Here is a 23021-nt window from a genome sequence, read left to right on the forward strand (position 1 = left end):
GCGATCTTGTCGCCCACGTTGACTTTCAATTCCTTGACGACACCGGCGTGGCTCGATGGAATTTCCATGCTGGCCTTGTCCGATTCGACCGTGATCAGGGACTGGTCGACCTTGACCGTATCGCCTGGCTTGACCATCAGTTCAATGATCTCGACTTCCTTGAAATCGCCGATATCCGGGACTTTGACTTCCACAATGCTCATAGCTTGCTCCGTTATTTTATTTGTCAGATGGACCCGCACACACGCCAGGGCGGCGCTTTCGCACCGCCCTGGCATCATCGGGTCCGCACAACGATTACTGGGTCACCGGATTCGGTTTGTTCGCGTCGATGCCGTACTTGGCAATCGCCTGCTCCACCACCGACACGTCGATCTTGCCTTCGTCAGCCAGCGATTTCAACGCGGCCACGGTGACATAATAACGGTTCACTTCGAAGAACTCGCGCAGCTTGGCGCGGCTGTCCGAGCGGCCAAAGCCATCGGTACCGAGCACTTTATAAGTGCGGCCCTTCGGCATGAAGGCGCGGATCTGTTCTGCAAACGCGCGCATGTAGTCGGTCGTGGCGACGATCGGGCCGTCCGTATCCTGCATCAGCGACGTCACGTACGGCACGCGCTGCTCTTTCGACGGGTTGACCATGTTCCAGCGTTCCGCATCCTGGCCATCGCGGGCCACCAGGGTCAGCGACGGCGCCGACCACACGTCCGCAGCCACGCCCCAGTCGTTCTGCAGCAATTCGGCGGCGAAGATCGATTCGCGCAGGATGGTGCCGCAGCCGATCAGCTGTACGCGCAGCTTGGCGTCCGCAGAGCCTTCCTGCAGCTTGTACATGCCTTTCAGGATGCCTTCTTCCTGGCCTGGCTTGATGCCTGGCTGGGCGTAGTTTTCGTTCATGATCGTGATGTAGTAGAACACATCTTCCTGGTTGGCGATCATGCGGCGCAGGCCGTCCTGGATGATGACGGCGACTTCATGGCTGAAGGTCGGATCGTACGGCATGCAGGTCGGGATGGTCGCGGCGAAGATATGGCTATGGCCATCTTCGTGCTGCAAGCCTTCGCCGTTCAGGGTCGTACGGCCAGCCGTGCCGCCCATCAGGAAGCCGCGGGCGCGCATGTCGGCCGAAGCCCAAACCTGGTCGCCGATGCGCTGGAAGCCGAACATCGAGTAGAAGGTGTAGAACGGGATCATGATGCGGTCGTTGGTCGAATACGACGTCGCCGCGGCGATCCACGAGCTCATGCCGCCCGCTTCGTTGATGCCCTCTTGCAGGATCTGGCCAGCCTTGTCTTCGCGGTAGTACATGACCTGGTCTTTGTCGACCGGCTCGTACAACTGGCCTTTCGGGTTGTAGATGCCGATCTGGCGGAACAGGCCTTCCATGCCGAAGGTACGCGATTCATCGACCAGGATAGGCACGACGCGCTGGCCCAGGTTCGGGTCTTTCAGCAGGGTCGAAATGACGCGCACGAACGCTTGCGTGGTCGAGATTTCACGGCCTTCGGGCGTTGCTTCCAGCACGTTCTTGAACGCGTCCAGGCCAGGCACCGGCAGGGTTTCTTCCGCTTTCTGGCGGCGCTGCGGCAGGTAGCCGCCCAAGGCCTTGCGGCGCTCGTGCAGGTAGACCATTTCCGGCGCGTCGTCGGCTGGCTTGAAGAACGGGATGTCGGCCAGCTTGTCGTCAGGGATAGGCAGCGAGAAGCGGTCGCGCATTTCGCGGATGGCTTCGTCGTCGAGTTTTTTCGTCTGGTGCGCCGTGTTGCGCGCTTCGCCGGACTTGCCCATGCCGTAGCCCTTGATGGTTTTCACCAGCAGGACGGTAGGCTGGCCCTTGTGTTCCTGGGCGATCTTGAATGCCGCGTAGATCTTGTGCGGATCGTGGCCGCCGCGGGTCAGGCGCCAGATGTCGTCGTCCGTCATGTTGGCAACCATTTCCAGCAGCTTCGGATGCTTGCCGAAGAAGTGCTTGCGCACGTAGGCGCCGTCTTTCGCCTTGTAGTTCTGGTATTCGCCGTCGACGGTTTCCATCATCACGCGCTGCAGGATGCCTTCTTTATCTTGTGCCAGCAGGGCGTCCCAGCCCGGACCCCAGATGACCTTGACGACGTTCCAGCCGGCGCCACGGAATTCGCCTTCCAGTTCCTGGATGATCTTGGTGTTGCCGCGCACAGGGCCGTCCAGGCGCTGCAGGTTGCAGTTGACCACGATGACCAGGTTGTCGAGCATGTCGCGTGCGGCCAGGCCGATCGCGCCCAGCGATTCCGGCTCGTCCATCTCGCCATCGCCGCAGAAGGCCCAGATCTTGCGGTTGTCGGTTTTCGCGATGCCGCGTGCGTGCAGGTATTTCAGGAAGCGCGCCTGGTAGATCGCCATGTGCGGGCCCAGGCCCATCGACACGGTCGGGAACTGCCAGAAGTCAGGCATCAATTTAGGATGCGGGTACGAAGACAGGCCCTTGCCATCGACTTCCTTGCGGAAGTTCAGCATTTGCTCTTCCGTCAAGCGGCCTTCGAGGAAGGCGCGCGCGTAGACGCCGGGCGACGAGTGGCCCTGGATGTACAGCAGGTCGCCGCCGTGGTCGGCCGTTGGCGCGTGCCAGAAATGGTTGAAACCGATGCCCAGCATGTTCGCCAGCGAAGCGAACGAGGACAAGTGGCCGCCCAGGTCGCCGTCGGCGCGGTTGGCCTTGACGACCATGGCCATGGCGTTCCAGCGCATCCACGAGCGCAGGCGCTCTTCGTATTCCAGGTTGCCGGGACAGTGTGCTTCTTGTTTGGTGGGGATGGTATTGACGTAGGCGGTGGTGCTGGAGAACGGGATCTGGGCGCCGCGGCGGCGGGCCAGGTCAACCATGCGCTCCATCAGGTAATGCGCGCGTTCCGGACCTTCATTTTCCAGAACGGCTTCGAGCGCGTCCAGCCACTCCTTGGTTTCCTGCATATCCGGGTCGGTGCCGATCTGTGTCGTTACCTGGTTCAGTTGAGCTGACATCTGTTGAGTCTCCTTTGTGAACGCCCCACCCCGATTTTCCGGATCGCTGTCGGACGGTATTTCGCTGATTATTTACTATTAAGTCGGTTTAGTGTGGGGATTCTAACAGCGTATTTACTATTTTTCAAATTACGATATAGCATTTCGTATTGTGAAATCACCCTATGAAATTTATGCTGCACTGCCGCAAATTCCACCCGGAAATTAGGGTGATCAAAGTGCCAAAAACGACGCCAAAACCCCCGGCCCTTGCGCTCCCTACGCCACCAGCACACGAGCAAAACGCATTGAGGCCCCAATCGCCCGCCCAGGCGCTTCGGGCCAAGCGGGCCTGAAAAATGTCGAGGGCAAGGCGCGGCGACGCAGACAGTACGCATGTACGGCAAGGAGCTGCAACGCCGCCATCGGCATTTTCTCAGGCCCGCGTCTCTGGCCCGCTTTTTAACATAAGGGCTTGGCGCCAAAACCGCCCCTTTGCGCCGCCCGGCTTTATAATCTGTCTTTTCCCTCCCACACAGCCTCCTACCATGCCAGCACAACTGATCGACGGAATCGCCCTCTCCCAAAAACTGCGCAGCGAGATCGCCACGCGCGCCGCCGCCCTCACGGCCAAGGGCACCCAGCCCGGCCTGGCCGTGATTCTCGTCGGCGAAGACCCGGCCAGCCAGGTGTATGTCCGCAACAAGGTCAAGGCGTGCGGCGACGTGGGTTTCCACTCCGTGCTGGAAAAATATGAGGCGGACCTGTCCGAAGCGGACTTGCTGGCACGCATCGCCAGCCTGAATACAGACCCTGCCATCCACGGCATCCTCGTGCAAATGCCGCTGCCAAAACATATCAACCCGCACAAGGTCATCGAAGCGATCGCCACGACAAAAGACGTGGACGGCTACTCGGTCCTGAGCGCAGGCGAACTGATGACGGGCTTGCCCGGCTTCCGCCCGTGCACACCATACGGCTGCATGAAACTGATCGAAAGCACGGGCGTGGACTTGCGCGGCAAGCATGCCGTCGTCATCGGCCGCAGCAACACTGTCGGCAAGCCGATGGCCCTGCTGCTCTTGCAAGCGAACGCTACCGTCACCATCTGCCATAGTGCGACCCCGGACCTGGGCCTGTACACGCGCCAGGCGGACGTGGTCGTGGCCGCCGTCGGCCGCCGCAATACCTTGACGGCCGACATGGTCAAGCCGGGTGCCATCGTCATCGACGTGGGCATGAACCGCGACGATGAAGGCAAGCTGTGCGGCGACGTGGATTTTGCCGGCGTGAAGGAAGTCGCCTCCCACATCACCCCTGTACCGGGTGGCGTGGGTCCGATGACGATTACGATGCTTCTCATGAACACGGTAGAGGCTGCCGAGCGCATTTAAGAATCACCGGGGCGGCATGACCGCCCTTTTATATATGGATGGAACCGACGATGAATACCAACCCCCTGCTTGATTTTTCCGGCCTGCCACGCTTCGACGCGATCACGCACGAGCATGTCACGCCTGCCATCGATACCCTCCTGGCCCAGGCGCGCGCCACGGTGGCGCAGCTGGAAGCGCCCATGGAAGTAGTGAGCTGGGAAAACTTCGTCGCGCCCCAGGACCAGATCGCCGAAACCCTGGGTCGCGCCTGGAGCATCGTCAACCATTTGAACAGCGTGATCGATACGCCGGAGCTGCGCGCCGCCTACAATGCCAACCTGCCCAAGGTGACGGAATTCTGGACCGAGCTGGGCCAGAACGAAATCCTGTTTGGCAAATACAAGCAATTGCAGGCCCGCGCCGATTTCGCCAGCCTGTCGCCGGCGCGCCGCCGCATCGTCGACAATGCCGTGCGCGACTTCCGCCTGGGCGGCGCCGAGTTGCCCGAAGACAAGAAAGAGCGCTTTGGCGCCATCCAGGAAGAGCACGCAGCCGTTTCGACGCGTTTTTCCGAAAACGTGCTCGACGCCACCAATGACTACAAGCTGCTGGTCGAAAACGAGCTTGACCTGGCCGGCCTGCCGGACGACGTGAAGGCGGCCGCGCGCGCCGCCGCCGAAAAAGCGGGCAAGCAAGGCTACGAATTCTCGCTGCACTTCCCGTCGTACTACCCGATCCTGCAATTTGCCGACAATCGCGCGCTGCGTGAAACCATCTACCGCGCCAACGCCACCAAGGCGTCGGACCAGGGCGACGTGTTCAGCAAGAAAGAGGACTGGGACAACACGCAAAACATCGTCACCTTGTTGCGGCTGCGCAACGAAGAGGCACAACTGCTCGGTTACGCCAATTTCGCCGAAGTGTCGCTCGTCCCCAAAATGGCCACCTCGCCCGCGCAAGTCATCGCTTTCCTGGAAGACCTGGCCAAACGCGCGCGTCCGTTCGCCGAGAAGGACCTGGCAGAACTGAAACAATTCGCCCGCGAAGAACTGGGCATCGCCGAGCTGCAGGCGTGGGACGTGCCTTACGCTTCGGAAAAGCTGCAGGAGCGCCGCTACGCATTCTCGGCCCAGGAAGTGAAACAGTATTTCCCTGAACACAAGGTGATCGACGGCCTGTTCCGCCAGATCCAGAACCTGTTCGCGGTCGAGATCAAACTCGATACGGCACCCGTCTGGCACCCGGACGTGCGTTTTTACCGCATCGAGCGCGACGGCAAGCTGGTCGGCCAGTTCTACCTGGACCTGTATGCGCGCGCAGGCAAGAGCGGCGGCGCCTGGATGGATGACGCGCGCGGCCGCCGCGCCGACGCACAGCACGTGCAAACGCCGATCGCCTACCTGACCTGCAATTTCACGGAGCCGGCCGTGGTCGACGGCAAGGCTCAGCCTGCCCTGTTCACGCACGATGAAGTGATCACCCTGTTCCACGAATTCGGCCACGGCTTGCACCACATGCTCACCGTCGTCGACGAGCTGGGCGTGTCGGGCATCGCCGGCGTCGAATGGGATGCCGTGGAACTGCCATCGCAATTCATGGAAAACTTCTGCTGGGAATGGGAAGTGCTCGAGCACATGACGGCGCATGCCGCCACGGGCGAGCCGCTGCCGCGCGCGCTGTACGACAAGATGCTGGCGGCCAAGAATTTCCAGTCCGGCTTGCAAACCCTGCGCCAGGTGGAGTTCTCCCTACTCGACATGCATTTGCACTATGACTACGATGCCAGCACGGGCCAGAGCGTGCAGCAGTTGATCGACGGCGTGCGCGCCAAGTTTTCGTTGCTCATCCCGCCTCCGTTCAATCGCTTCCAGAATGCCTTCGGGCATATCTTTTCCGGCGGCTACGCGGCTGGCTACTACAGCTACAAGTGGGCCGAGGTGCTGTCCGCCGACGCCTATGCGGCTTTCGAGGAAGCCAAGGCGCTGGGACCGGCCGCCATTACTGCAGCGGGCAAACGTTACCTGGAAGAAATCCTGTCCGTCGGCGGCTCGCGCCCCGCGCTGGAATCGTTCACGGCCTTCCGCGGCCGCGAGCCAAGCATCGACGCCCTGCTGCGCCACAGCGGCATGGCTGCTTGATCGCCATGAGCCGCGTCGATTTTCACAGCAACGTGCCGGACAAGCTGGCCTACGCCTGCCGCCTGGCGCGCAAGGCCTATATGGCCGGCAACAAGGTCGTCGTGCTGGTGGCCGACAGCGCCCAGCTCGACACCTTGAACAGCGCCATGTGGACCATTTCCGCCACGGATTTCCTGCCGCACGTGCTGGCGGGCGACCCGCTGGCGGCGCAAACGCCGATCATCCTGACCGATGACGAAACGGCGGAGCTGCCCCATCACGACATCCTCGTCAACCTGTCGCAGCTGCCGCCGGCCAATTACGCGCAGTTCCAGCGCGTCTTCGAGATCGTTTCCATGGATGAGCAAGATGCGCAGGCGGGCCGCCAGCGCTTCCTGCACTACCGCCAGCAAGACGTGCAGCCGACCCACTTCGTGGCAGGCAACTCAGTGGACAAACAATGAGCCAGCAGCCATTCGACCAGGGCATCCCCCTGCTGACGGAGGTGCTGCTGGGGCCGGAAGTGCCCGAGGCCGTCGCGCCCGCTGCGGCTCTGCCTGCCGCCGAGGAAGCGCCGGCGTTGTCGCCTACGGTGGCGCAGCCCGACTGGGATGCCATCGAACAGCGGCTGACGCAGCGCATCCTGCACCAGGTGCAGGGCAAGATCGACCATCTGCTGGAAGAGCGCATCGCCCACGTCCTGCAGACGGCCCTGCAAAACGCCCTGATCGGCATGCGGGGGGCCTTGCGCGAAGACTTGCAGCAGTCGCTGGAGCAGATCGTGGCGCATGCGGTCAGTCACGAATTAGGACACCTGCATCCTCCCGTACAGTAACTGCACGTCTGTCGGCGGCACCATTTCACCCACCGGCAAAAATCTGGGGTCAGACCCGACGGGTCTGACCCCGGCATTTCGCAAGCCTGAGCATGCTGCGCAATGTCGTGTTACGCGCTGCGCGCTAACCCGACCTACCCTATTCTCCCTCCCAACGCCATTCTTTGGTGCGCTCGCGCCTGCGAAATCGGTGCATCGCGCCTCACTTTGGTGATTGTTGCGACAAAATGTAAAAAGCCCGAAATGCGGCTTTGCGCCGCCTGTTTTTTGTTGTACCTTTCTTCACACGTACCGCCCCTCGAAGCGGTTTTCACGAGACGCCGCCGTATCTTTATCCATTGGAGAATGTTTATGCTGCTCAAGACCAAAGTCCTTCCTCTCGCCCTCGCCCTCGCTTTTGCCGGCCATGCGGGCGCACAGGAAATCATCAAGATCGGCCACGTCGCCCCGGTCTCTGGCGCCAGCTCCCACCTGGGCAAGGATAACGAGAACGCGGCCAAGATGGCCATCGAGGACTTGAACGCTAAAGGCTTCAAGATCGACGGCAAAGCCGTGAAATTCGTGCTGGTGCCCGAAGATGACGCAGCCGATCCCAAGCAGGGCACGGCCGTGGCGCAAAAGCTGGTCGACGCCAAGGTCAACGGCGTCGTCGGCCACTTGAATTCGGGCACGACGATTCCCGCCTCGCGCATTTACTTCAATGCCGGCATTCCGCAGATTTCACCGGCGGCCACCAACCCGACGTACACCCAGCAGAAATTCAACACGGCCTTCCGCGTCGTCGCCAACGACAACAAGCTGGGGGGAACTTTGGGCGCGTATGCCGTGGGCAAGCTGCAGGCGAAGAAAATCGCCGTCATCGACGACCGCACGGCCTACGGCCAGGGCGTGGCGGAACAGTTCGTCAAGGGCGCCAAGAAGGCGGCGCCCGGCGTGCAAATCGTCGGCAAGGAATTTACGAATGCCAACGCGACGGACTTCAATGCCATCCTGACCAGCATCAAGTCGAAAAATCCCGACCTGATCTTCTTTGGCGGCATGGATTCCGTGGGCGGCCCCATGCTGCGCCAGATGAAGGCGCTGGGCATCAAGGCCAAGTTCATGGGCGGCGATGGCTTGTGCACGGAACCGCTGGGCAAGCTGGCGGGCGACGCCGTGGGCGAAGACATGGTCACCTGCGCGGAAGCGGGCGGCGTGACGGGCGCGCAGCAAAAAGGCATGGACGATTTCCGCGCCCGCTACAAGCAGAAATACAATATGGAAGTGCAGCTGTACGCGCCGTACGTCTACGATGCCGTGATGACCATGGCCACCGCCATGCAGGATGCGAAGTCGTCGAAACCGTCCGTCTACCTGCCCTTCCTGGCCAAGGTGCACTACCAGGGCGTGACGGGGCCGATCTCGTTCGATGCCAACGGCGACATCAAGGATGGCGCGCTGACCTTGTTCACGTACCGGGATGGCAAGAAGACCAAGATGGAAGTGGTCAAGTAAGCGGCTGCGTCGCCACGTAAGCCTGCAAGCCTTCGGCCAGCGCGTCGAAGGTGGCGCGGCAGCGCAGGCTGCCGCGCAAGTCTTCATGCATGGTGATCCAGGTTTCCATCGGTAGCGCAAACGCTTGCGGCAACACGCGCCGCAGGGCCGGATCGCGCGCCGCCAGCCCCGCCTGGCACACGCCGATGCCGGCGCCAGCCCGTATCAGGGCCAGCTGGGCCAGGTCGCTGTCGCTGCGCCAGGCAAAATTTTCCCGCGTAAATCCCTGGAAGGCCGCGCCCGCGTTGCGCACGAAGGGGCTCGCCTCGTCGTAGCCGATGACGGCATGGCGCGCCAGGTCCTCCAATGCCAGCGGCGTGCCATGCCGCGCCAGGTAATCCGCGTGCGCATGCAGGCCCAGTTCGATATCGCCCACCTTGCGCGCCACCAGTTGTTCCTGGCGGGGCCTAAGCATGCGCACGGCGATATCCGCTTCCCGGCGCAGCAAATCCTGCACCTTGTTGCTCAATACCAGTTCGATGACCAGGTCCGGATGGCGTGCGCGCAAGCGGGCCAGGATGGGCGGCAGCACTTCCACGCCCACCACTTCGCTGGCCGCGATGCGCACGACGCCGGCCACGCCCTGCCCCTGGCTGCTGGCGGCGCGCTCCATCAGCGCGGCAGTATGTTCCATCGTTTCCGCATGGGGCCGCAGCGCCAGCGCCACTTCCGTGGGTAGCAAGCCCAGCTGGGAACGCGTGAACAGGGTCGCACCCAGCGCCTGCTCGAGCGCGGCGATATGCCGGCCGACGGTCGGTTGCGTGATGGCGAGCGCGCGTGCCGCGCCAGAAAGCGAGCCGTGCTTGAGCACGGCCAGCAGCGAGCGGTAGTATTCCCAGGCAATCGAGGTAGTCATACATAAATGTATAGCCTGTGGTCGATGCTAGTCAATTCCCAATTAGCCTTGCAGGACAGATACTGGCTCAATCAACCACACGGAGGTCATGATGGACAAAACAGCATTGGTACTGGGCGCCACGGGCGGCATCGGCGGCGAGATGGTGCGCCAGCTATTGGCGGCAGGCTGGCAGGTACGCGCCTTGACGCGGGGAGCAACGCCATCGCCACGCGGCGATAACGTCGAGTGGCTGCGCGGCGACGCCCTGTCGCGCGCGGACGTGCTGGCGGCCGCCAAAGGCTGCGCCGTCATCGTGCACGCCGTCAACCCGCCCGGCTACCGCCACTGGGGCCAGCTGGTGCTGCCCATGCTCGACAACACGATTTCAGCGGCGATTGCCGAAAACGCCACCATCGTGCTGCCCGGCACCGTGTACAACTTCGGCCCCGACGCCTTCCCCGTGCTGGCGGAAGACGCGCCGCAACGCCCGCTCACGCGCAAGGGCGCCATCCGCGTGGAACTGGAAGCACGGCTGGAGCGGGCCAGCACGCAGGGCGCCAAGGTCATCATCGTGCGCGCGGGCGACTTCTTCGGCCCCCGCGCCGGCAATAACTGGTTTTCGCAGGGCCTCGTAAAACCGGGCCAGGGCGTGCGCAGCGTGCTGTATCCGGGCGCGCCCGGCGTGGGCCACCAGTGGTCCTACCTGCCCGACGTGGCGCGCACGATGGTCCAATTGCTGGCCATGCGCGCCACCTTGCCCGCCTTTTCGCGCTTTCACATGGCAGGCCACTGGGACCACGACGGCCGGCAAATGACGGGGGCGATTGTCCGCGTGGTGGAACAAGCGACGGGAGCTGCGCCCTCCATCCGGCGTTTTCCATGGTGGCTGGTGGCGCTGGCGTCGCCGTTCGTGGCGACCCTGCGCGAAATGCGCGAGATGCGCTATCTGTGGCAAACGCCTTTGTCCATGGAGAATGCGCGGCTGCTGGCCGTGCTGGGCCAAGAGCCGCACACGCCGCTCGACGAGGCGGTGCGGGCGACATTGGAAGGCATGGGCAATCTGCAAAAGGTGGCGGGCAAAAAAAACGCGCCGGGATTGCCGGCGCGCTAATTGCTGGTACTGCGGCACAGATTATTTCTGTGCCAGTACCCATTTGACCAGGGTGTGGGCTTCAGCATCGCTCACTTGCGGGTTCGCTGGCATCGGGATCGCGCCCCAGGTGCCGGAACCGCCCTTCATGACTTTCGCCACGAGCTTGTTTTCAGCGTCTTTCTGGCCAGCGTACTTGGCAGCCACGTCCTTGAACGCAGGGCCCACCAGTTTCGTGCTCACCGCATGGCAAGCCATGCAGTTTTTTGCTTTCGCCAGGTCCGGATTGGCCAACGCTGCTTGCGATGCCAGAGCCGACACGGTCAATACACTCACCAACATAAAACGTTTCATTGTCTTTTCTCCAAAGTTACTTCCTGCGGCATTTTACTGTGTTTCCGCAGATGCACTACGAGCCCAGATCAAGCGTTTCAATGTAGTAACGCAGTGTAGTAGCGATTAGGCATTCATATTCTGCCCCATCTGCGCGTCCATGACCATGTTGTTTGTAAGGCGATGTAACGACAAGCGGCCCCGCATAGCCAAACGGGGCCGGCTGTCTTACCTGCGCAACAGATCAGCGCTTCTTCAGTTGGGACAGATCGCGCACGGCGCCCCGGTCGGCCGATGTCGTCAGCGCCGCATAGGCCTGCAGCGCCTGCGACACGTAGCGGTCGCGGTTGATGGGCAGCCAGGCCGCGTCGCCCTTCGCTTCCATGGCGGCGCGGCGCGCGGCCAGTTCGGCATCCGTCACGCGCAGGTTGATGCTGCGCTCGGGGATGTCGATGTCGATGAAGTCGCCCTCTTCCACCAGGCCGATGGCGCCGCCTTCGGCCGCTTCCGGCGAGGCGTGGCCGATCACCAGGCCCGAGGAACCGCCCGAGAAGCGACCGTCCGTGAACAGCGCGCACGCCTTGCCCAGGCCCTTCGACTTGATGTACGAGGTCGGGTACAGCATTTCCTGCATGCCGGGACCGCCTTTCGGGCCTTCGTAGCGGATGATGACGACGTCGCCTTCATGCACGGTGTCTTCCAGGATGGCAGCGACGGCTGCGTCCTGGCTTTCGAACACGCGCGCCTTGCCCGAGAACTTCAAGATGCTTTCATCGACGCCCGCCGTCTTGACGATGCAGCCCTTTTCGGCCAAGTTGCCGTACAGGACGGCCAGGCCACCATCCTGCGAATAGGCGTGGGCCTTGTCGCGGATGCAGCCGGTGGCACGGTCCGTATCCACGCTAGCGAAACGCTCCGACTGCGAGAACGCCGTCTGCGTCGGCACGCCGCCCGGCGCGGCACGGAACAGTTCATGCACGGCCGGATCGTCCGTGCACTTGATGTCGTTTTGCGCGATGGCGTCGGCCAGGGTCGGCGCGTGGATGGTCGGCAGAGTGGTGTTGAGCAGGCCGGCGCGCGCCAGTTCGCCCAGGATGCCCACGATGCCGCCCGCGCGGTGCACGTCTTCGATATGGTATTTGTCCGTCATCGGCGCCACCTTGCACAGGCACGGTACCTTGCGCGAGATGCGGTCGATGTCGGCCATCGTGAATTCCACTTCCGCCTCGTGCGCGGCGGCCAGCAAGTGCAGCACGGTGTTGGTCGAGCCGCCCATGGAGACGTCGAGCGCCATGGCGTTTTCAAACGCCGCCTTGGTGGCGATCGAGCGTGGCAGCACCGAATAATCGTCCTGCTCGTAGTGGCGCTTGGCCAGCTCCACGATCAAACGGCCCGCGCGCAGGAACAGCTGCTGTCGATCCGAGTGCGTGGCCAGAATCGTGCCGTTGCCGGGCAGGGCCAGGCCCAGCGCTTCGGTCAGGCAGTTCATCGAGTTGGCTGTAAACATGCCGGAGCAGGAGCCGCAGGTCGGACAGGCCGAGCGTTCGATTTCCGCCACGTCGGCGTCGGACACGGTGCTGTCGCCGGCCTTGATCATGGCGTCGACCAGGTCCAGCTTGATGATCTTCTGCGTGCCGTTGACCACCTTGACGACCTTGCCCGCTTCCATCGGGCCGCCCGAGATGAAGACGACGGGGATATTGATGCGCATGGCGGCCATCAGCATGCCCGGCGTGATCTTGTCGCAGTTCGAGATGCAGACCATGGCGTCGGCGCAGTGGGCATTGACCATGTATTCGACGGAGTCGGCGATCAGGTCGCGCGACGGCAGCGAATACAGCATGCCGCCGTGGCCCATGGCAATGCCGTCATCGACGGCGATGGTGTTGAATTCCTTGGCCACGCCGCCGGCCGCCTCGATTTCGCGCGCCACCATCTGTCCCAAGTCTTTCAGGTGCACGTGGCCGGGCACGAACTGGGTGAACGAGTTGACGACGGCGATGATCGGCTTGTCGAAGTCGCCGTCCTTCATGCCGGTGGCGCGCCACAGGGCGCGGGCGCCAGCCATGTTGCGGCCGTGGGTGGTGGTGCGGGAGCGGTATTGCGGCATGATGGACCTTCCAAAAGTGTTGGTGCCTGACTGTGCTGGTCTGCAGTAAAACCCTGCATGCAGTGGGGGTACGTCAGATTGCCTTGCGCGCGCCCCACTGTCAAATATATGATGCGCGTGTCTGTGAGTCGCTTTACATATCACAGCAATCAATTCACATGGAAACATATATGAATCTGGAGCTGCGCCAGCTGCGCTACTTTGTCACCGTCGCCGAGGAATTGCACTTCGGCCGAGCCGCCGCGCGCCTGCACATGACGCAGCCGCCCCTGTCGCAAACCATCATGGCGCTGGAAGAACTGCTGGGCGCGCCGCTATTCGTGCGTACCCGGCGCGAGGTGCAGCTGACGCCGGCCGGCACGGCCCTGCTGCCCGAGGCGCGCCGGCTGCTGGCGCAGGCGCAGGATTTACCCGCGCTGGTGCGGCGGGCCGCGCAGGGCGAGGCGGGACGGCTGAGCCTGGCGTTTGTCTCGTCGGCCGACTACAGCGTGCTGCCGCCCCTGCTGCGCGCTTACCAGGCGGCCTATCCGCAAGTGCACATCCAGCTACAGGAAGCCACCTCCGACCTGCAGCTCGACGAACTGCTGGCCGGGCGCACGGATGCGGGCCTGCTGATCCCGCCCCTGCCCGAAAAAGCGAAAGGGGAACTCGACTACCTGCCCGTGCTGGCCGAACCGCTGGTGCTGGCTGCGCCGTCCGGCCTCGACGTATTGAACACGCCAGGCCCCGTGCGCCTGCGCGACGTGCCGCCCCTGCCCTTGATCATTTTTCCGCGCGCCATTTCTCCCGCCTTGCATGACGCGATCCTTGGCGTGTTCCGCGCGGCCGGCATCACACCGCAGATCGGCCAGGAAGCGATCCAGATGCAGACCATCGTCAGCCTCGTCTCGGCTGGCATGGGCATCGCGCTTGTGCCACAATCGGTATCGAATCTGATGCGCCCGGGCGTAGAATACAGGCCGCTGCAGGATGCCACGCCGCTGGTGGAAACGGGCCTGGCCTGGCGCCGCGACAATCCGTCCGCCGTGCTGCAAGGTTTTTTGGCGCTGCTGCGCAAGCAGATCGGCGCGGCCGCCGATTAAATTAAGTGGCCGCTAAGACAAAAAACGTCCAGCGCCCCCATACTACGCAACCTTGGCTTTAAACAAAGAAAGAAACCCCATGCTGATACACCCGATGCCCGACCCGATAGCCATCCAGATCGGCCCGCTCGCCGTGCACTGGTACGGCCTGATGTATGTGCTGGCCTTTGCCCTGTTCATTATCCTGGGCAGAGTGCGCATCAAGCAGCCGCACATCGCCGTACTGGGCTGGAAGAAGGAAGACCTCGATGACATGCTGTTCTACGGCATGCTGGGCGTGGTGATCGGCGGGCGCCTGGGTGAAGTGCTGTTCTACCGTCCCGAATACTTCATGCACAATCCACTCGAGATCTTCATGGTCTGGCATGGCGGCATGTCCTTCCATGGCGGCTTCCTCGGCGTCATCCTGGCCATGTACCTGTGGAGCCGCAAGGCGGGGCGCAACCTGTTCGACGTGCTCGACTTCATCGCGCCGCTGGTGCCGCTCGGCTACGCGGCCGGCCGCCTGGGCAACTTCATCAATGCCGAACTGCCGGGCCGCATCGCGCCGGACACCCTGCCGTGGGCCATGCAGTGGCCGGGCATTCCCTATCCCGTGCACCCGTCGCCGATCTACCAGATGCTGGTCGACGGCATTTTGGTATTCATCATCCTGTGGCTGTTTGCGCGCAAGCAGCGCCCGCGCATGGCCGTGGGCGCCATGTTCACCCTGCTGTACGGCTGCGCGCGCTTCTTCACGGAATACTTCCGCACGCCGGACTGGGAAGTCGTGTGGCTGGGCGTGCCGATCACGTCGGGCCAGATGCTGTCCCTGCCGATGATCGTCGGCGCCATCGCCCTGCTGGTGTGGGCATATAAAAGCCAGGTGATGGGCACCCCGCCCACCAAGGCGCGTCCGGTAAATACGTAAAACCATAGTTCTTCCGGTGGCGCGCCAGACAGGTGCGCCACCCTCCCCCCTCTCCGGCAACATTTCCCTAAAAACAGCAAAATTTCCGTATGGAATGGACTTGCTGTTGACATCTAGGTATCATCGTTTTCACGTGCCGCCACCGGGGAGTGTCTTGCCATGCCGCCTGCCAGGCAAAAACTGACATGTTCAATTGCGCTGGGCGCCTGCTATGTGCTGGCGCAGCTGGCCTTGACGGCCTGGGCCGGCACGCGCGCCCCCTGGGTCAGCTATGCGTTCAACATTGTCGCGCCCCTGCTGGCGCTGGCCGCCTGTTGCCGCTGCGCCTATGTCAGCGCGGCAGGCGCGGCCAGGACAGGCTGGGCTCTGTTCGCCGTGGCCATGCTGTTCTGGAGCACGGGCATGATATTGTCGGCTTGGCAGGATCTGAGCGGACAGGTGGCGTCCGACGCCACGTATTTTTCCGATTTCGCCTATTTCATGTATGGTGCGCCCCTGCTGCTGGCCATGTCGTCCGTGACGCACGAGCACCCCTCGCGCACCCTGCAATGGCTCGATGCCGTGCAGGTGCTGCTGGCGGCCTACCTGGCCTATACGGCCATCTTTTCCGTGTCGCCCTTCGACCAGCGCTCGATCGCGCCGATTCCCGCCAGCCTGCTGGTGCTGACCTACAACGTGGAAAACCTGGCCCTGGCCTGCTGCGCTTCACTGCGCCTGCTGGCGCATCGCCGCGATGGCGGCCAAGGCCGCTTTTACCTGCTGCTGACGGTGTTCTTGTGGTGCTATGCGGGCTGCGCGGCCGCGTACAACTATCTGACCTTGCATGGCGTGACGCAAGCATGGAGCGAAGTGCTGCCCAGCCTGCCGTTCCTGACCTTGGTGCTGCTGGCCACGCGCGTCCAGGCGGCGCAGTCCGGGGAGGAAAATACACAGGCGCAGCAGACCCCGCAAAAGCTGACCCTGCTGATCGACAATTTTAGTCCCATCTTCTTTACGGCCGCCTTGCTGGGCCTGGGCTTTGCCATCATGCGCGTGCATTTCTACCTGGCGGCGGCGTCGCTGTTCGTCGCGCTGCTGGTGCACGCGCTGCGCTCGGCCACCTTGCAAAGCCGCTACATGCAAAGTGAACTGGCCTTGCGGGCGGCGCATGACAAACTGGAAAAGCTGTCGTTGACGGATGGCTTGACGGGCATCGCCAACCGACGCTGCTTCGACCAGACCTTGCAGCTGGAGTGGCAGCGCGCCGCGCGCAACCATCAAGGGCTGGCGCTGCTGATCATCGATATCGATTTCTTCAAAAGCCTCAACGATACTTTCGGCCACCCGTATGGCGACGCCTGCCTGGTGCGGATCGCCGCCGCCCTGCACTCGGCGCTGCCACGCGCCAGCGACCTGGCGGCCCCCTTCGGCGGCGAGGAGTTTGCCGCCATCCTGCCCGCCACCGACCGCACGGGGGCGCTGGCCGTGGCACACAAGATGCAGGAAGCGATCGCCGCGGCCGCCATCGTCCACGCGCCGTCGCGCGGCGGCCTGGTGACGGCCAGCATCGGCCTGGCCTTGAGTGACGCAGGACAGACGCCGGAACAATTGCTGGCCGCCGCCGACCAGGCCCTGTACCGGGCCAAGCAGAATGGCCGCAACCGGGTCGAGGGCTAAACTTTCAGCTTATTGGTAATCACTTCCCATTGCGCCGGCGTCACGGGCGTGATCGACAGCCGGCTGCCCTTCTTGAGCAGCAGCATGTCTTCCAGTTCCGGCATCTGGCGCATTTCGGACAGGGGCAGCAGCGCCGTCTTCTTCAGGCCGCGCACGTCGACGCTGATCCAGCGCGGCTGTTCCTGTGTGGCCTTCGGGTCGAAGTATTTGCCACCCTCTTCAAACTGGCTGTGATCGGGATACGCGCCGCTGGCCACTTCGGCCACGCCCGCCACGCCCGGCTGCGGGCAGCTCGAGTGATAGAACAGCACGCCATCGCCCGGCTGCATGCCATCGCGCATGAAGTTGCGCGCCTGATAGTTGCGCACGCCAAACCACGGCATGGTGTGCTTGGGCGCCGCCATCAGGTCGTCGATGCTCACTTCATCGGGTTCGGATTTCATCAGCCAATATTGTTTCATGCAGACTCCGTGTCAAAGCAGCAGGCGTAAAAAAACGGTTGCGCATCAATGCTGCAACCGTTTTCAGTTGTACTACCAAGTACTGCGAATTAGGCCCCGCCTGTGCCGCTATGCCGGCATCCCGAACCAAACGGTTCAAGGTGGTCACGTTAGTTCAATTTCGGGTTCGTCGAACGAGCGACGCTCACTCCCATCAAACAAAATTCGCAACCGATGCGCATAAATGGTTCAAGGAATATATGGCAATCGCGAACACCGCAGGGTAGACCCAAGTTTACTCCTTTGCTCGCGCATCGCAAAGACAAATCGTCGCGTACGCGCTTAAAAAAGGTTTTCCTGGGGCGTCAGAGCGCTATCCAGGACAGTATGCATGGCCGAGATTTTCTGCTTCACTTCCAGGATCGTCAATTCCGACAGCGGACCTTGCGGCGACTTCACGGAAAGGAACTCCGCGGCCACGCCCAAGGCGGCCAGCACGGCGATGCGGTCGTTACCCTTGACCTTGCCCGCGTCGCGGATGGCTTTCATTTTGCTATCGAGATAGATCGCCGCTTCGCGCAGCGCGCGCTCTTCGCCGTCGCGGCACACCATGCTGTAGGACTGGCCCATGATATTGACATCGACACGCGGCATTACGCTTCCTTCTCGTTCTCGGCAATATAGGCGCCCGCTTCCGAAGCGGCTTGCTCCAGGCCGGCTTGCACCAGTTCGGGAATCTTTTCCAGCAAGGCCTCGACCCGCTCCTGCGCTTCGCGCATGCGCTGCACATACAGGGCGTTCTCGGCGGCCAGCGCGGCATTGTCCTTGCGCAGTTGCGCGTTTTCACGACGCAGCGCATGGGTCATTTCGGCCAGCAGGCCTATTTTGTCGGATAATTCGTTGAATTCGGAAATCATCCCGCCACTATAGGGCGGACGCTCCATGGGCGTCAATCGAATCACGCCGCTGTCACACATATTTACATCAATGCAGGGCAGTTGGCGGACAATACACACTTTTTCCGGCGCTTTTCGCCAAGTGCGCGCATCTTCCGGCGCCGCGATGGCAGCGTTTTACTCGTCGACGTAATCGGGTTCGATATCGAGTCCGCCATAGCGGTTTTCGCAAGAGCGGCGCGTCAGCGTCTGTTGTCCACCCTTGCCATCAAGCACCATTGTCAAATCGCGGCAAGTACGGCTGTAGCTGCCAGGTTTGGCGTCCGTGCCCGAGGGCGTCAGGCGCACTGCCAGCGGTACGACATTGCCCAGTCCCTTGTTGCTCCACTGGCGCGTCTTGCCATCCTCTTCATCTTTCACGGTGCGCACGGCCGCCTTCAGCAGCGATGCTTGCTCTTTCGCGTTCAGCTTGGCGACCGTCACGTCGGACAGGAAAGGCGGATACACGACGGGCGCCGGGTCCTTGCCCTGCACATCCCAGCGGCCGCTGCTCTGCGAACAGGTGCGGCGGCTCAAGTCCTGCGTTTTGCCAGCCGCCGTGACGACGAATTTCAAGTCGCGGCACACATGCGCCTTCAGGCTGTGCTCCGTCATGCCGGAGTTGCTGAAGTTATATGTCACTTTCACCAGCACGCCGCTGTCGCCGCCGTTGTCCCACACGTGCGCTTCCTGGTCGTCGTCATCCTTGTTCAGATCGTTGAACAGGTCACCCAGCAGCGTTTCCTTTTGCTGCGGCGTCAGGGCCGCCACGGAGATCTCGTCGACGATGGTGGGCGTTTGCGCGGCGGCATTGCCCAGGCAGGCGAGACCGATGAGGGTGGCGCCCAGCAGGCGCAGGGCGGGACGGGAAGTGATCGATGGCATGGTGTGCTTTCTCGTGCAGATGAGGATATGTGGCGATATTGATATGCAATTACAATCATCTTATCAAAGTCCATAGTAAAACTCTGTTTCCTGTGCGTACAGGAACGCCCTTCGCCTGGCGGGCATGCTAGAGTCGCGCCTGTTGCTGACGCCCGGGAACGAGGCTTGCGTTTGCGCAAACCCTGCGTAAATGCAGGCTGCGCTGAACGTCTAAGCTTATCTTCCCGGAGAATAAGCCCTTGAATAAGCCCCCTACCGTCCCTATAATTAGCACTCGTTAGTAGAGAGTGCTAACAAACTCTTTCGTAGCAATCCTCAGGACATGATGGTGTCTGCCGGGCAACAGCAGGGAACGCTACGCGGCGGGCGACGCCGCGATGCCACCACTGCCTAGCTGGCACGCACTCGATGACATGGGGTTTGCTTGACCGTTGCGGGCTGCTTTCAACGGCGGTCACTGAAAGCACGCCTGGCGCTGTGCCAGGCATGTATTCATTTAGCAACACCTATCCATTGAACTTTAAGGAGTTTTGTATGAATCTGCGCCCATTGAACGATCGCGTCATCGTCAAACGCCTCGACCAGGAAACCAAAACTGCGTCCGGCCTCATCATTCCTGATGCAGCTGCTGAAAAACCGGATCAAGGCGAAGTCCTTGCCGTAGGCAATGGCAAGATTCTCGACGACGGCAAAGTGCGTCCTCTGGATGTCAAAGTGGGCGACCGCGTCCTGTTCGGCAAGTACGCTGGCCAAACCGTCAAAGTTGACGGCGATGAGCTGCTGGTCATGCGCGAAGAAGACATCATGGCGATCGTCGTCAAGTAATTGTTTCCACGTTGTAGACAGATACATCCCGAAACTCAGGAGAATTGAACATGGCAGCTAAAGAAGTAGTATTCGGCGACGCAGCGCGCGCCAAGATGGTCGAAGGCGTCAATATCCTCGCCAACGCAGTCAAAGTCACCTTGGGCCCGAAAGGCCGCAACGTCGTTCTGGAGCGCTCGTTCGGCGCCCCTACCGTCACCAAGGATGGTGTGTCGGTAGCGAAAGAAGTTGAACTCAAAGACAAGCTCATGAACATGGGCGCGCAAATGGTCAAGGAAGTTGCTTCCCGCACCAGCGACAACGCCGGCGACGGCACCACCACCGCAACCGTGCTGGCACAAGCCATCGTGCGCGAAGGCATGAAGTTCGTTGCCGCCGGCATGAACCCGATGGACCTGAAGCGCGGTATCGACAAAGCTGTTGCAGCAACCGTCGAAGAACTGGCGAAAATCGCCCGTCCTTGCACCACGACCAAAGAAATCGCCCAAGTTGGCGCGATCTCGGCGAACTCGGACTACTCGATCGGCGAGCGTATCGCTGAAGCGATGGAAAAAGTCGGCAAAGAAGGCGTCATCACCGTAGAAGACGGCAAGTCGCTGAACGACGAGCTGGACATCGTTGAAGGCATGCAGTTCGACCGCGGCTACCTGTCGCCATACTTCATCAACAACCCAGAGAAACAAGTTGCCGTACTGGACAGCCCATTCGTCCTGCTGTGCGACAAGAAAATCTCGAACATCCGTGACCTGCTGCCGGTACTGGAACAAGTCGCAAAAGCTGGCCGTCCACTGCTGATCATCGCAGAAGACATCGAAGGCGAAGCGCTGGCCACCCTGGTTGTGAACAACATCCGCGGCATCCTGAAAACTTGCGCAGTGAAAGCACCTGGCTTCGGCGACCGCCGCAAAGCCATGCTGGAAGACATCGCTGTCCTGACCGGCGGCCAAGTGATCGCTGAAGAAGTCGGCCTGACCCTGGAAAAAGTGACCCTGGCCGAACTGGGCCAAGCGAAACGCATCGAAGTGGGCAAGGAAAATACCATCGTCATCGATGGCGCCGGCGAAGCTGCCTCGATCGAAGCACGCGTGAAACAAGTGCGTGTACAGATCGAAGAAGCGACCTCGGACTACGACCGTGAAAAACTGCAAGAGCGCGTCGCCAAACTGGCTGGCGGCGTTGCCGTGATCAAGGTTGGCGCAGCCACCGAAGTCGAAATGAAAGAGAAAAAAGCCCGCGTTGAAGATGCACTGCACGCAACCCGCGCTGCCGTGGAAGAAGGCATCGTGCCAGGCGGCGGCGTAGCCCTGCTGCGCGCACGCGCCAACATCACGGTCAAGGGCGACAATCCTGATCAAGACGCTGGTATCAAGATCGTCCTGCGCGCAATGGAAGAGCCACTGCGCATGATCGTGCAAAACGCTGGCGAAGAAGCTTCGGTCGTCGTGGCAGCCGTACTGGCTGGCACGGGCAACTACGGCTACAACGCTGCCAACGGCACGTATGGCGACATGGTTGAAATGGGCGTCCTGGACCCAGCCAAAGTGACCCGTTCGGCGCTGCAAAACGCCGCTTCGATCGCTTCGCTGATGCTGACAACCGACTGCATGGTCTGCGAAATCGCTGACGACAAAGCAGGCGGCGGCATGGGCGGCGGCATGGGTGGTATGGGCGGCATGGGCGGCATGGACGGCATGATGTAATGTCCGGTGGCCAGTCGCGCAGGCGACGGCGCGACTGGCCGCATACGCCGCGACAGGGCTGGCAGACCAAAAGCTGTCAGCGCCTCCCCGGCGGCCCCGAAAGCCACCTTCTACGGAAGGTGGCTTTTTTTCGTCCATGGATTTGGCAAACCCGTTGGCAAGCCCGGCGATTGCCGGCCTGTGCGTTTTGCTTTAGCATGGCCGCCATCGTCCCTCTTTCTCACGCCCACCATCATGCCGCCACGCGCCTCTTCTTCCAAAACCACCATCATCGCCGGCATCCTGGCTGGCTTGCTGGCCGCCGGGCTCGGCGCTTTTTACGTGCACCAGCAGTCCGCGCCGCACGGTGACAATGCCCCGGCCGCGAGCGGCAACACGGCGGCGCAAGAGCAGAACGCGCGCGCCGTCGACGCCTTGATGGCATTGCCTGAAATCAAGGCCTGGTCGGCGCATATCGAAAAAACCTCCGGCGGCCGCGCCCATGGCGCCGTGATGGAAACGTCGCCAGAAGCACGCCTCATCGACGGCCAGCCTTACTATGACTTGAACTTTGTGGAAAACACGCCGGACGCGGCGCACCGCTGGGAGAGTTTCGTCGTCTCCCAAGATGGCAAGCGCATCCTCGTCGACGACGTCGTCAGCGGCGACCTGATCAGCCTGGAACAATGGCGCAAGGACAACGCGCCCATGCAGCGCATCGCCACGCAGTAACTCCCTACGCCGGCGAGCCTTGCGGCGGGACGCCTGCGTTGCAGCGCAAGCTTTACTTTCTGGCATCGAAGACCGATACTCGCCCACATGCCCGCCATCACTGTCCGCCCCCTCACGCCAGACGACGCCAGCGCCTACCGCGCGCTGCGCCTGGCCGGCATTACCGAACTGCCTGCCGCCTTCTGCACCACGCATGCGGCGGAAAGCGGCTTGCCGCTGGCACAGATAGCCGGGCGCTTGCGCGCCACATCGTACCAAATAATATTTGGCGCTTTCGACAAGGAACAATTGATCGGCATTGCCGGCCTGCGCCGCGAACCGATTGCCGTCGTGCATGACAAGGCCAGTCTGTGGAGCGTGTACGTGGCGTCGCAGGCGCGCGGGCGCGGCGCGGGACGGCAACTGGTGCAGGCGGCCATCGCGCACGCCTGCAGCGTGCCCGAACTGGCCCGCGTGCGCCTGGCCGTGGTGCAGGACAACCACGCGGCATTGACCCTGTACCTGGCTTGCGGTTTTACCCTCGAGGACAGTCCCGCATCGGATGGCATGCTGCAAATGCAACTATTACTGCCCCGCCCTGCCCGTGCAAGTGCCGAAAGTAATGTCTTTATGAAAATCAATACCTTACAAATCCCTGCGAAATAGCGGACAGGCCGTTTTTTCTGTTGCAAG

At 61.9% G+C, this 23021-nt stretch carries 22 protein-coding genes and 1 other RNA gene; 13 read left to right on the plus strand and 10 right to left on the minus strand.

Going from position 1 to position 23021, the window contains the following annotated elements; all coding sequences use genetic code 11:
- On the minus strand, nt 1-203 hold a 203-nt coding region (locus tag VM94_RS28785; protein ID WP_327063256.1), incomplete at its 3' end, for a biotin/lipoyl-containing protein.
- 94 nt (nt 204-297) lie between these two features.
- Nucleotides 298-2994 carry a pyruvate dehydrogenase (acetyl-transferring), homodimeric type gene (gene aceE / locus VM94_RS25950; RefSeq protein ID WP_046686023.1) on the minus strand — a complete coding sequence of 899 codons (2697 nt, stop codon included), beginning with the start codon at nt 2992-2994 and terminating at the stop codon, nt 298-300.
- 527 nt (nt 2995-3521) lie between these two features.
- Here aceE and folD point away from each other — a divergent pair.
- The 5 genes from folD (at nt 3522) to VM94_RS25975 (ending at nt 8795) form a co-directional block, all read left to right on the plus strand.
- Nucleotides 3522-4367, plus strand: a complete 846-nt coding sequence (gene folD / locus VM94_RS25955) for a bifunctional methylenetetrahydrofolate dehydrogenase/methenyltetrahydrofolate cyclohydrolase FolD (RefSeq protein WP_034747393.1) — start codon at nt 3522-3524, stop codon at nt 4365-4367.
- Between the two features lie 50 nt (nt 4368-4417).
- Entirely contained in the window at nt 4418-6487 is a 2070-nt protein-coding gene (locus VM94_RS25960; RefSeq protein ID WP_046686024.1) for a M3 family metallopeptidase, read from the plus strand.
- A 5-nt stretch (nt 6488-6492) separates the two neighbouring features.
- Entirely contained in the window at nt 6493-6930 is a 438-nt protein-coding gene (locus VM94_RS25965; RefSeq protein WP_046686025.1) for a DNA polymerase III subunit chi, read from the plus strand.
- Nucleotides 6927-7301: a hypothetical protein gene (locus VM94_RS25970; RefSeq protein WP_046686026.1), complete on the plus strand. Its 375-nt coding sequence runs from the start codon at nt 6927-6929 to the stop codon at nt 7299-7301. The genes VM94_RS25965 and VM94_RS25970 overlap by 4 nt, the downstream gene beginning before the upstream one ends.
- Before the next feature lie 351 nt (nt 7302-7652).
- Complete coding sequence (locus tag VM94_RS25975; protein ID WP_046686027.1) at nt 7653-8795, plus strand: branched-chain amino acid ABC transporter substrate-binding protein; 1143 nt, start codon at nt 7653-7655, stop codon at nt 8793-8795.
- On the opposite strand, the gene VM94_RS25980 is transcribed toward VM94_RS25975, so the two are convergent.
- A complete protein-coding gene (locus VM94_RS25980) occupies nt 8788-9690 on the minus strand; it encodes a LysR family transcriptional regulator (protein WP_046686028.1) in 903 nt (300 codons plus the stop codon). The two genes, VM94_RS25975 and VM94_RS25980, sit on opposite strands and share 8 nt — an antisense overlap.
- An 88-nt stretch (nt 9691-9778) precedes the next feature.
- On the opposite strand from VM94_RS25980, the gene VM94_RS25985 reads away from it, so the two are divergent.
- Nucleotides 9779-10783: an NAD(P)H-binding protein gene (locus VM94_RS25985; RefSeq protein ID WP_200899273.1), complete on the plus strand. Its 1005-nt coding sequence runs from the start codon at nt 9779-9781 to the stop codon at nt 10781-10783.
- Nucleotides 10784-10804: 21 nt separating this feature from the next.
- Here VM94_RS25985 and VM94_RS25990 read toward each other — a convergent pair whose 3' ends face one another.
- Both VM94_RS25990 and ilvD read right to left on the minus strand, forming a co-directional pair.
- Nucleotides 10805-11104, minus strand: a complete 300-nt coding sequence (locus VM94_RS25990) for a c-type cytochrome (protein WP_327063255.1) — start codon at nt 11102-11104, stop codon at nt 10805-10807.
- Between the two features lie 235 nt (nt 11105-11339).
- Complete coding sequence (gene ilvD / locus VM94_RS25995; RefSeq protein ID WP_046686029.1) at nt 11340-13205, minus strand: dihydroxy-acid dehydratase; 1866 nt, start codon at nt 13203-13205, stop codon at nt 11340-11342.
- Between the two features lie 170 nt (nt 13206-13375).
- Between ilvD and VM94_RS26000 the strand changes: the two genes are divergently transcribed.
- The 3 genes from VM94_RS26000 (at nt 13376) to VM94_RS27575 (ending at nt 16853) form a co-directional block, all read left to right on the plus strand.
- Nucleotides 13376-14287 carry a LysR family transcriptional regulator gene (locus VM94_RS26000; RefSeq protein ID WP_046686030.1) on the plus strand — a complete coding sequence of 304 codons (912 nt, stop codon included), beginning with the start codon at nt 13376-13378 and terminating at the stop codon, nt 14285-14287.
- 79 nt (nt 14288-14366) lie between these two features.
- The gene (gene lgt / locus VM94_RS26005) at nt 14367-15197 is read left to right on the plus strand and encodes a prolipoprotein diacylglyceryl transferase (RefSeq protein ID WP_046686031.1); all 831 of its coding nucleotides are present in this window, start codon (nt 14367-14369) and stop codon (nt 15195-15197) included.
- Nucleotides 15198-15356: 159 nt separating this feature from the next.
- On the plus strand, nt 15357-16853 hold the full coding sequence (locus VM94_RS27575; RefSeq protein ID WP_052755944.1) for a GGDEF domain-containing protein: 1497 nt from the start codon (nt 15357-15359) through the stop codon (nt 16851-16853).
- On the opposite strand, the gene VM94_RS26015 is transcribed toward VM94_RS27575, so the two are convergent.
- The 5 genes from VM94_RS26015 to VM94_RS26030 all read right to left on the minus strand — a co-directional run bounded on the left by VM94_RS26015 (nt 16850) and on the right by VM94_RS26030 (nt 19113).
- Entirely contained in the window at nt 16850-17314 is a 465-nt protein-coding gene (locus tag VM94_RS26015) for an EVE domain-containing protein (protein ID WP_046686032.1), read from the minus strand. The genes VM94_RS27575 and VM94_RS26015 overlap by 4 nt on opposite strands.
- 89 nt (nt 17315-17403) lie before the next feature.
- A non-coding RNA gene (gene ssrS / locus VM94_RS28000) (6S RNA) lies at nt 17404-17581 on the minus strand.
- Nucleotides 17582-17635: 54 nt separating this feature from the next.
- Complete coding sequence (locus tag VM94_RS26020; protein ID WP_034747344.1) at nt 17636-17947, minus strand: cell division protein ZapA; 312 nt, start codon at nt 17945-17947, stop codon at nt 17636-17638.
- Complete coding sequence (locus VM94_RS26025; protein WP_306594795.1) at nt 17947-18237, minus strand: DUF904 domain-containing protein; 291 nt, start codon at nt 18235-18237, stop codon at nt 17947-17949. The genes VM94_RS26020 and VM94_RS26025 overlap by 1 nt, the downstream gene beginning before the upstream one ends.
- A 129-nt stretch (nt 18238-18366) precedes the next feature.
- Nucleotides 18367-19113, minus strand: coding sequence for a hypothetical protein (locus VM94_RS26030; protein ID WP_046686033.1), 747 nt, complete (start codon nt 19111-19113; stop codon nt 18367-18369).
- 534 nt (nt 19114-19647) lie between these two features.
- On the opposite strand from VM94_RS26030, the gene groES reads away from it, so the two are divergent.
- From groES to VM94_RS26050, 4 genes are all read left to right on the plus strand, one after another.
- Nucleotides 19648-19938, plus strand: a complete 291-nt coding sequence (groES, locus tag VM94_RS26035; RefSeq protein ID WP_010400979.1) for a co-chaperone GroES — start codon at nt 19648-19650, stop codon at nt 19936-19938.
- Nucleotides 19939-19988: 50 nt separating this feature from the next.
- Nucleotides 19989-21638, plus strand: a complete 1650-nt coding sequence (gene groL / locus VM94_RS26040) for a chaperonin GroEL (RefSeq protein WP_010400981.1) — start codon at nt 19989-19991, stop codon at nt 21636-21638.
- A gap of 234 nt (nt 21639-21872) precedes the next feature.
- Nucleotides 21873-22349 (plus strand): hypothetical protein, encoded by a 477-nt coding sequence (locus VM94_RS26045; protein WP_052755945.1) that lies wholly within the window; start codon nt 21873-21875, stop codon nt 22347-22349.
- Nucleotides 22350-22436: 87 nt separating this feature from the next.
- A complete protein-coding gene (locus VM94_RS26050) occupies nt 22437-22994 on the plus strand; it encodes a GNAT family N-acetyltransferase (protein ID WP_052755946.1) in 558 nt (185 codons plus the stop codon).
- The last annotated feature ends 27 nt before the right edge of the window (nt 22995-23021 follow it).

Source organism: Janthinobacterium sp. KBS0711, assembly GCF_000988085.1.
Taxonomy (GTDB): Bacteria; Pseudomonadota; Gammaproteobacteria; order Burkholderiales; family Burkholderiaceae_D; genus Janthinobacterium; species Janthinobacterium lividum_E.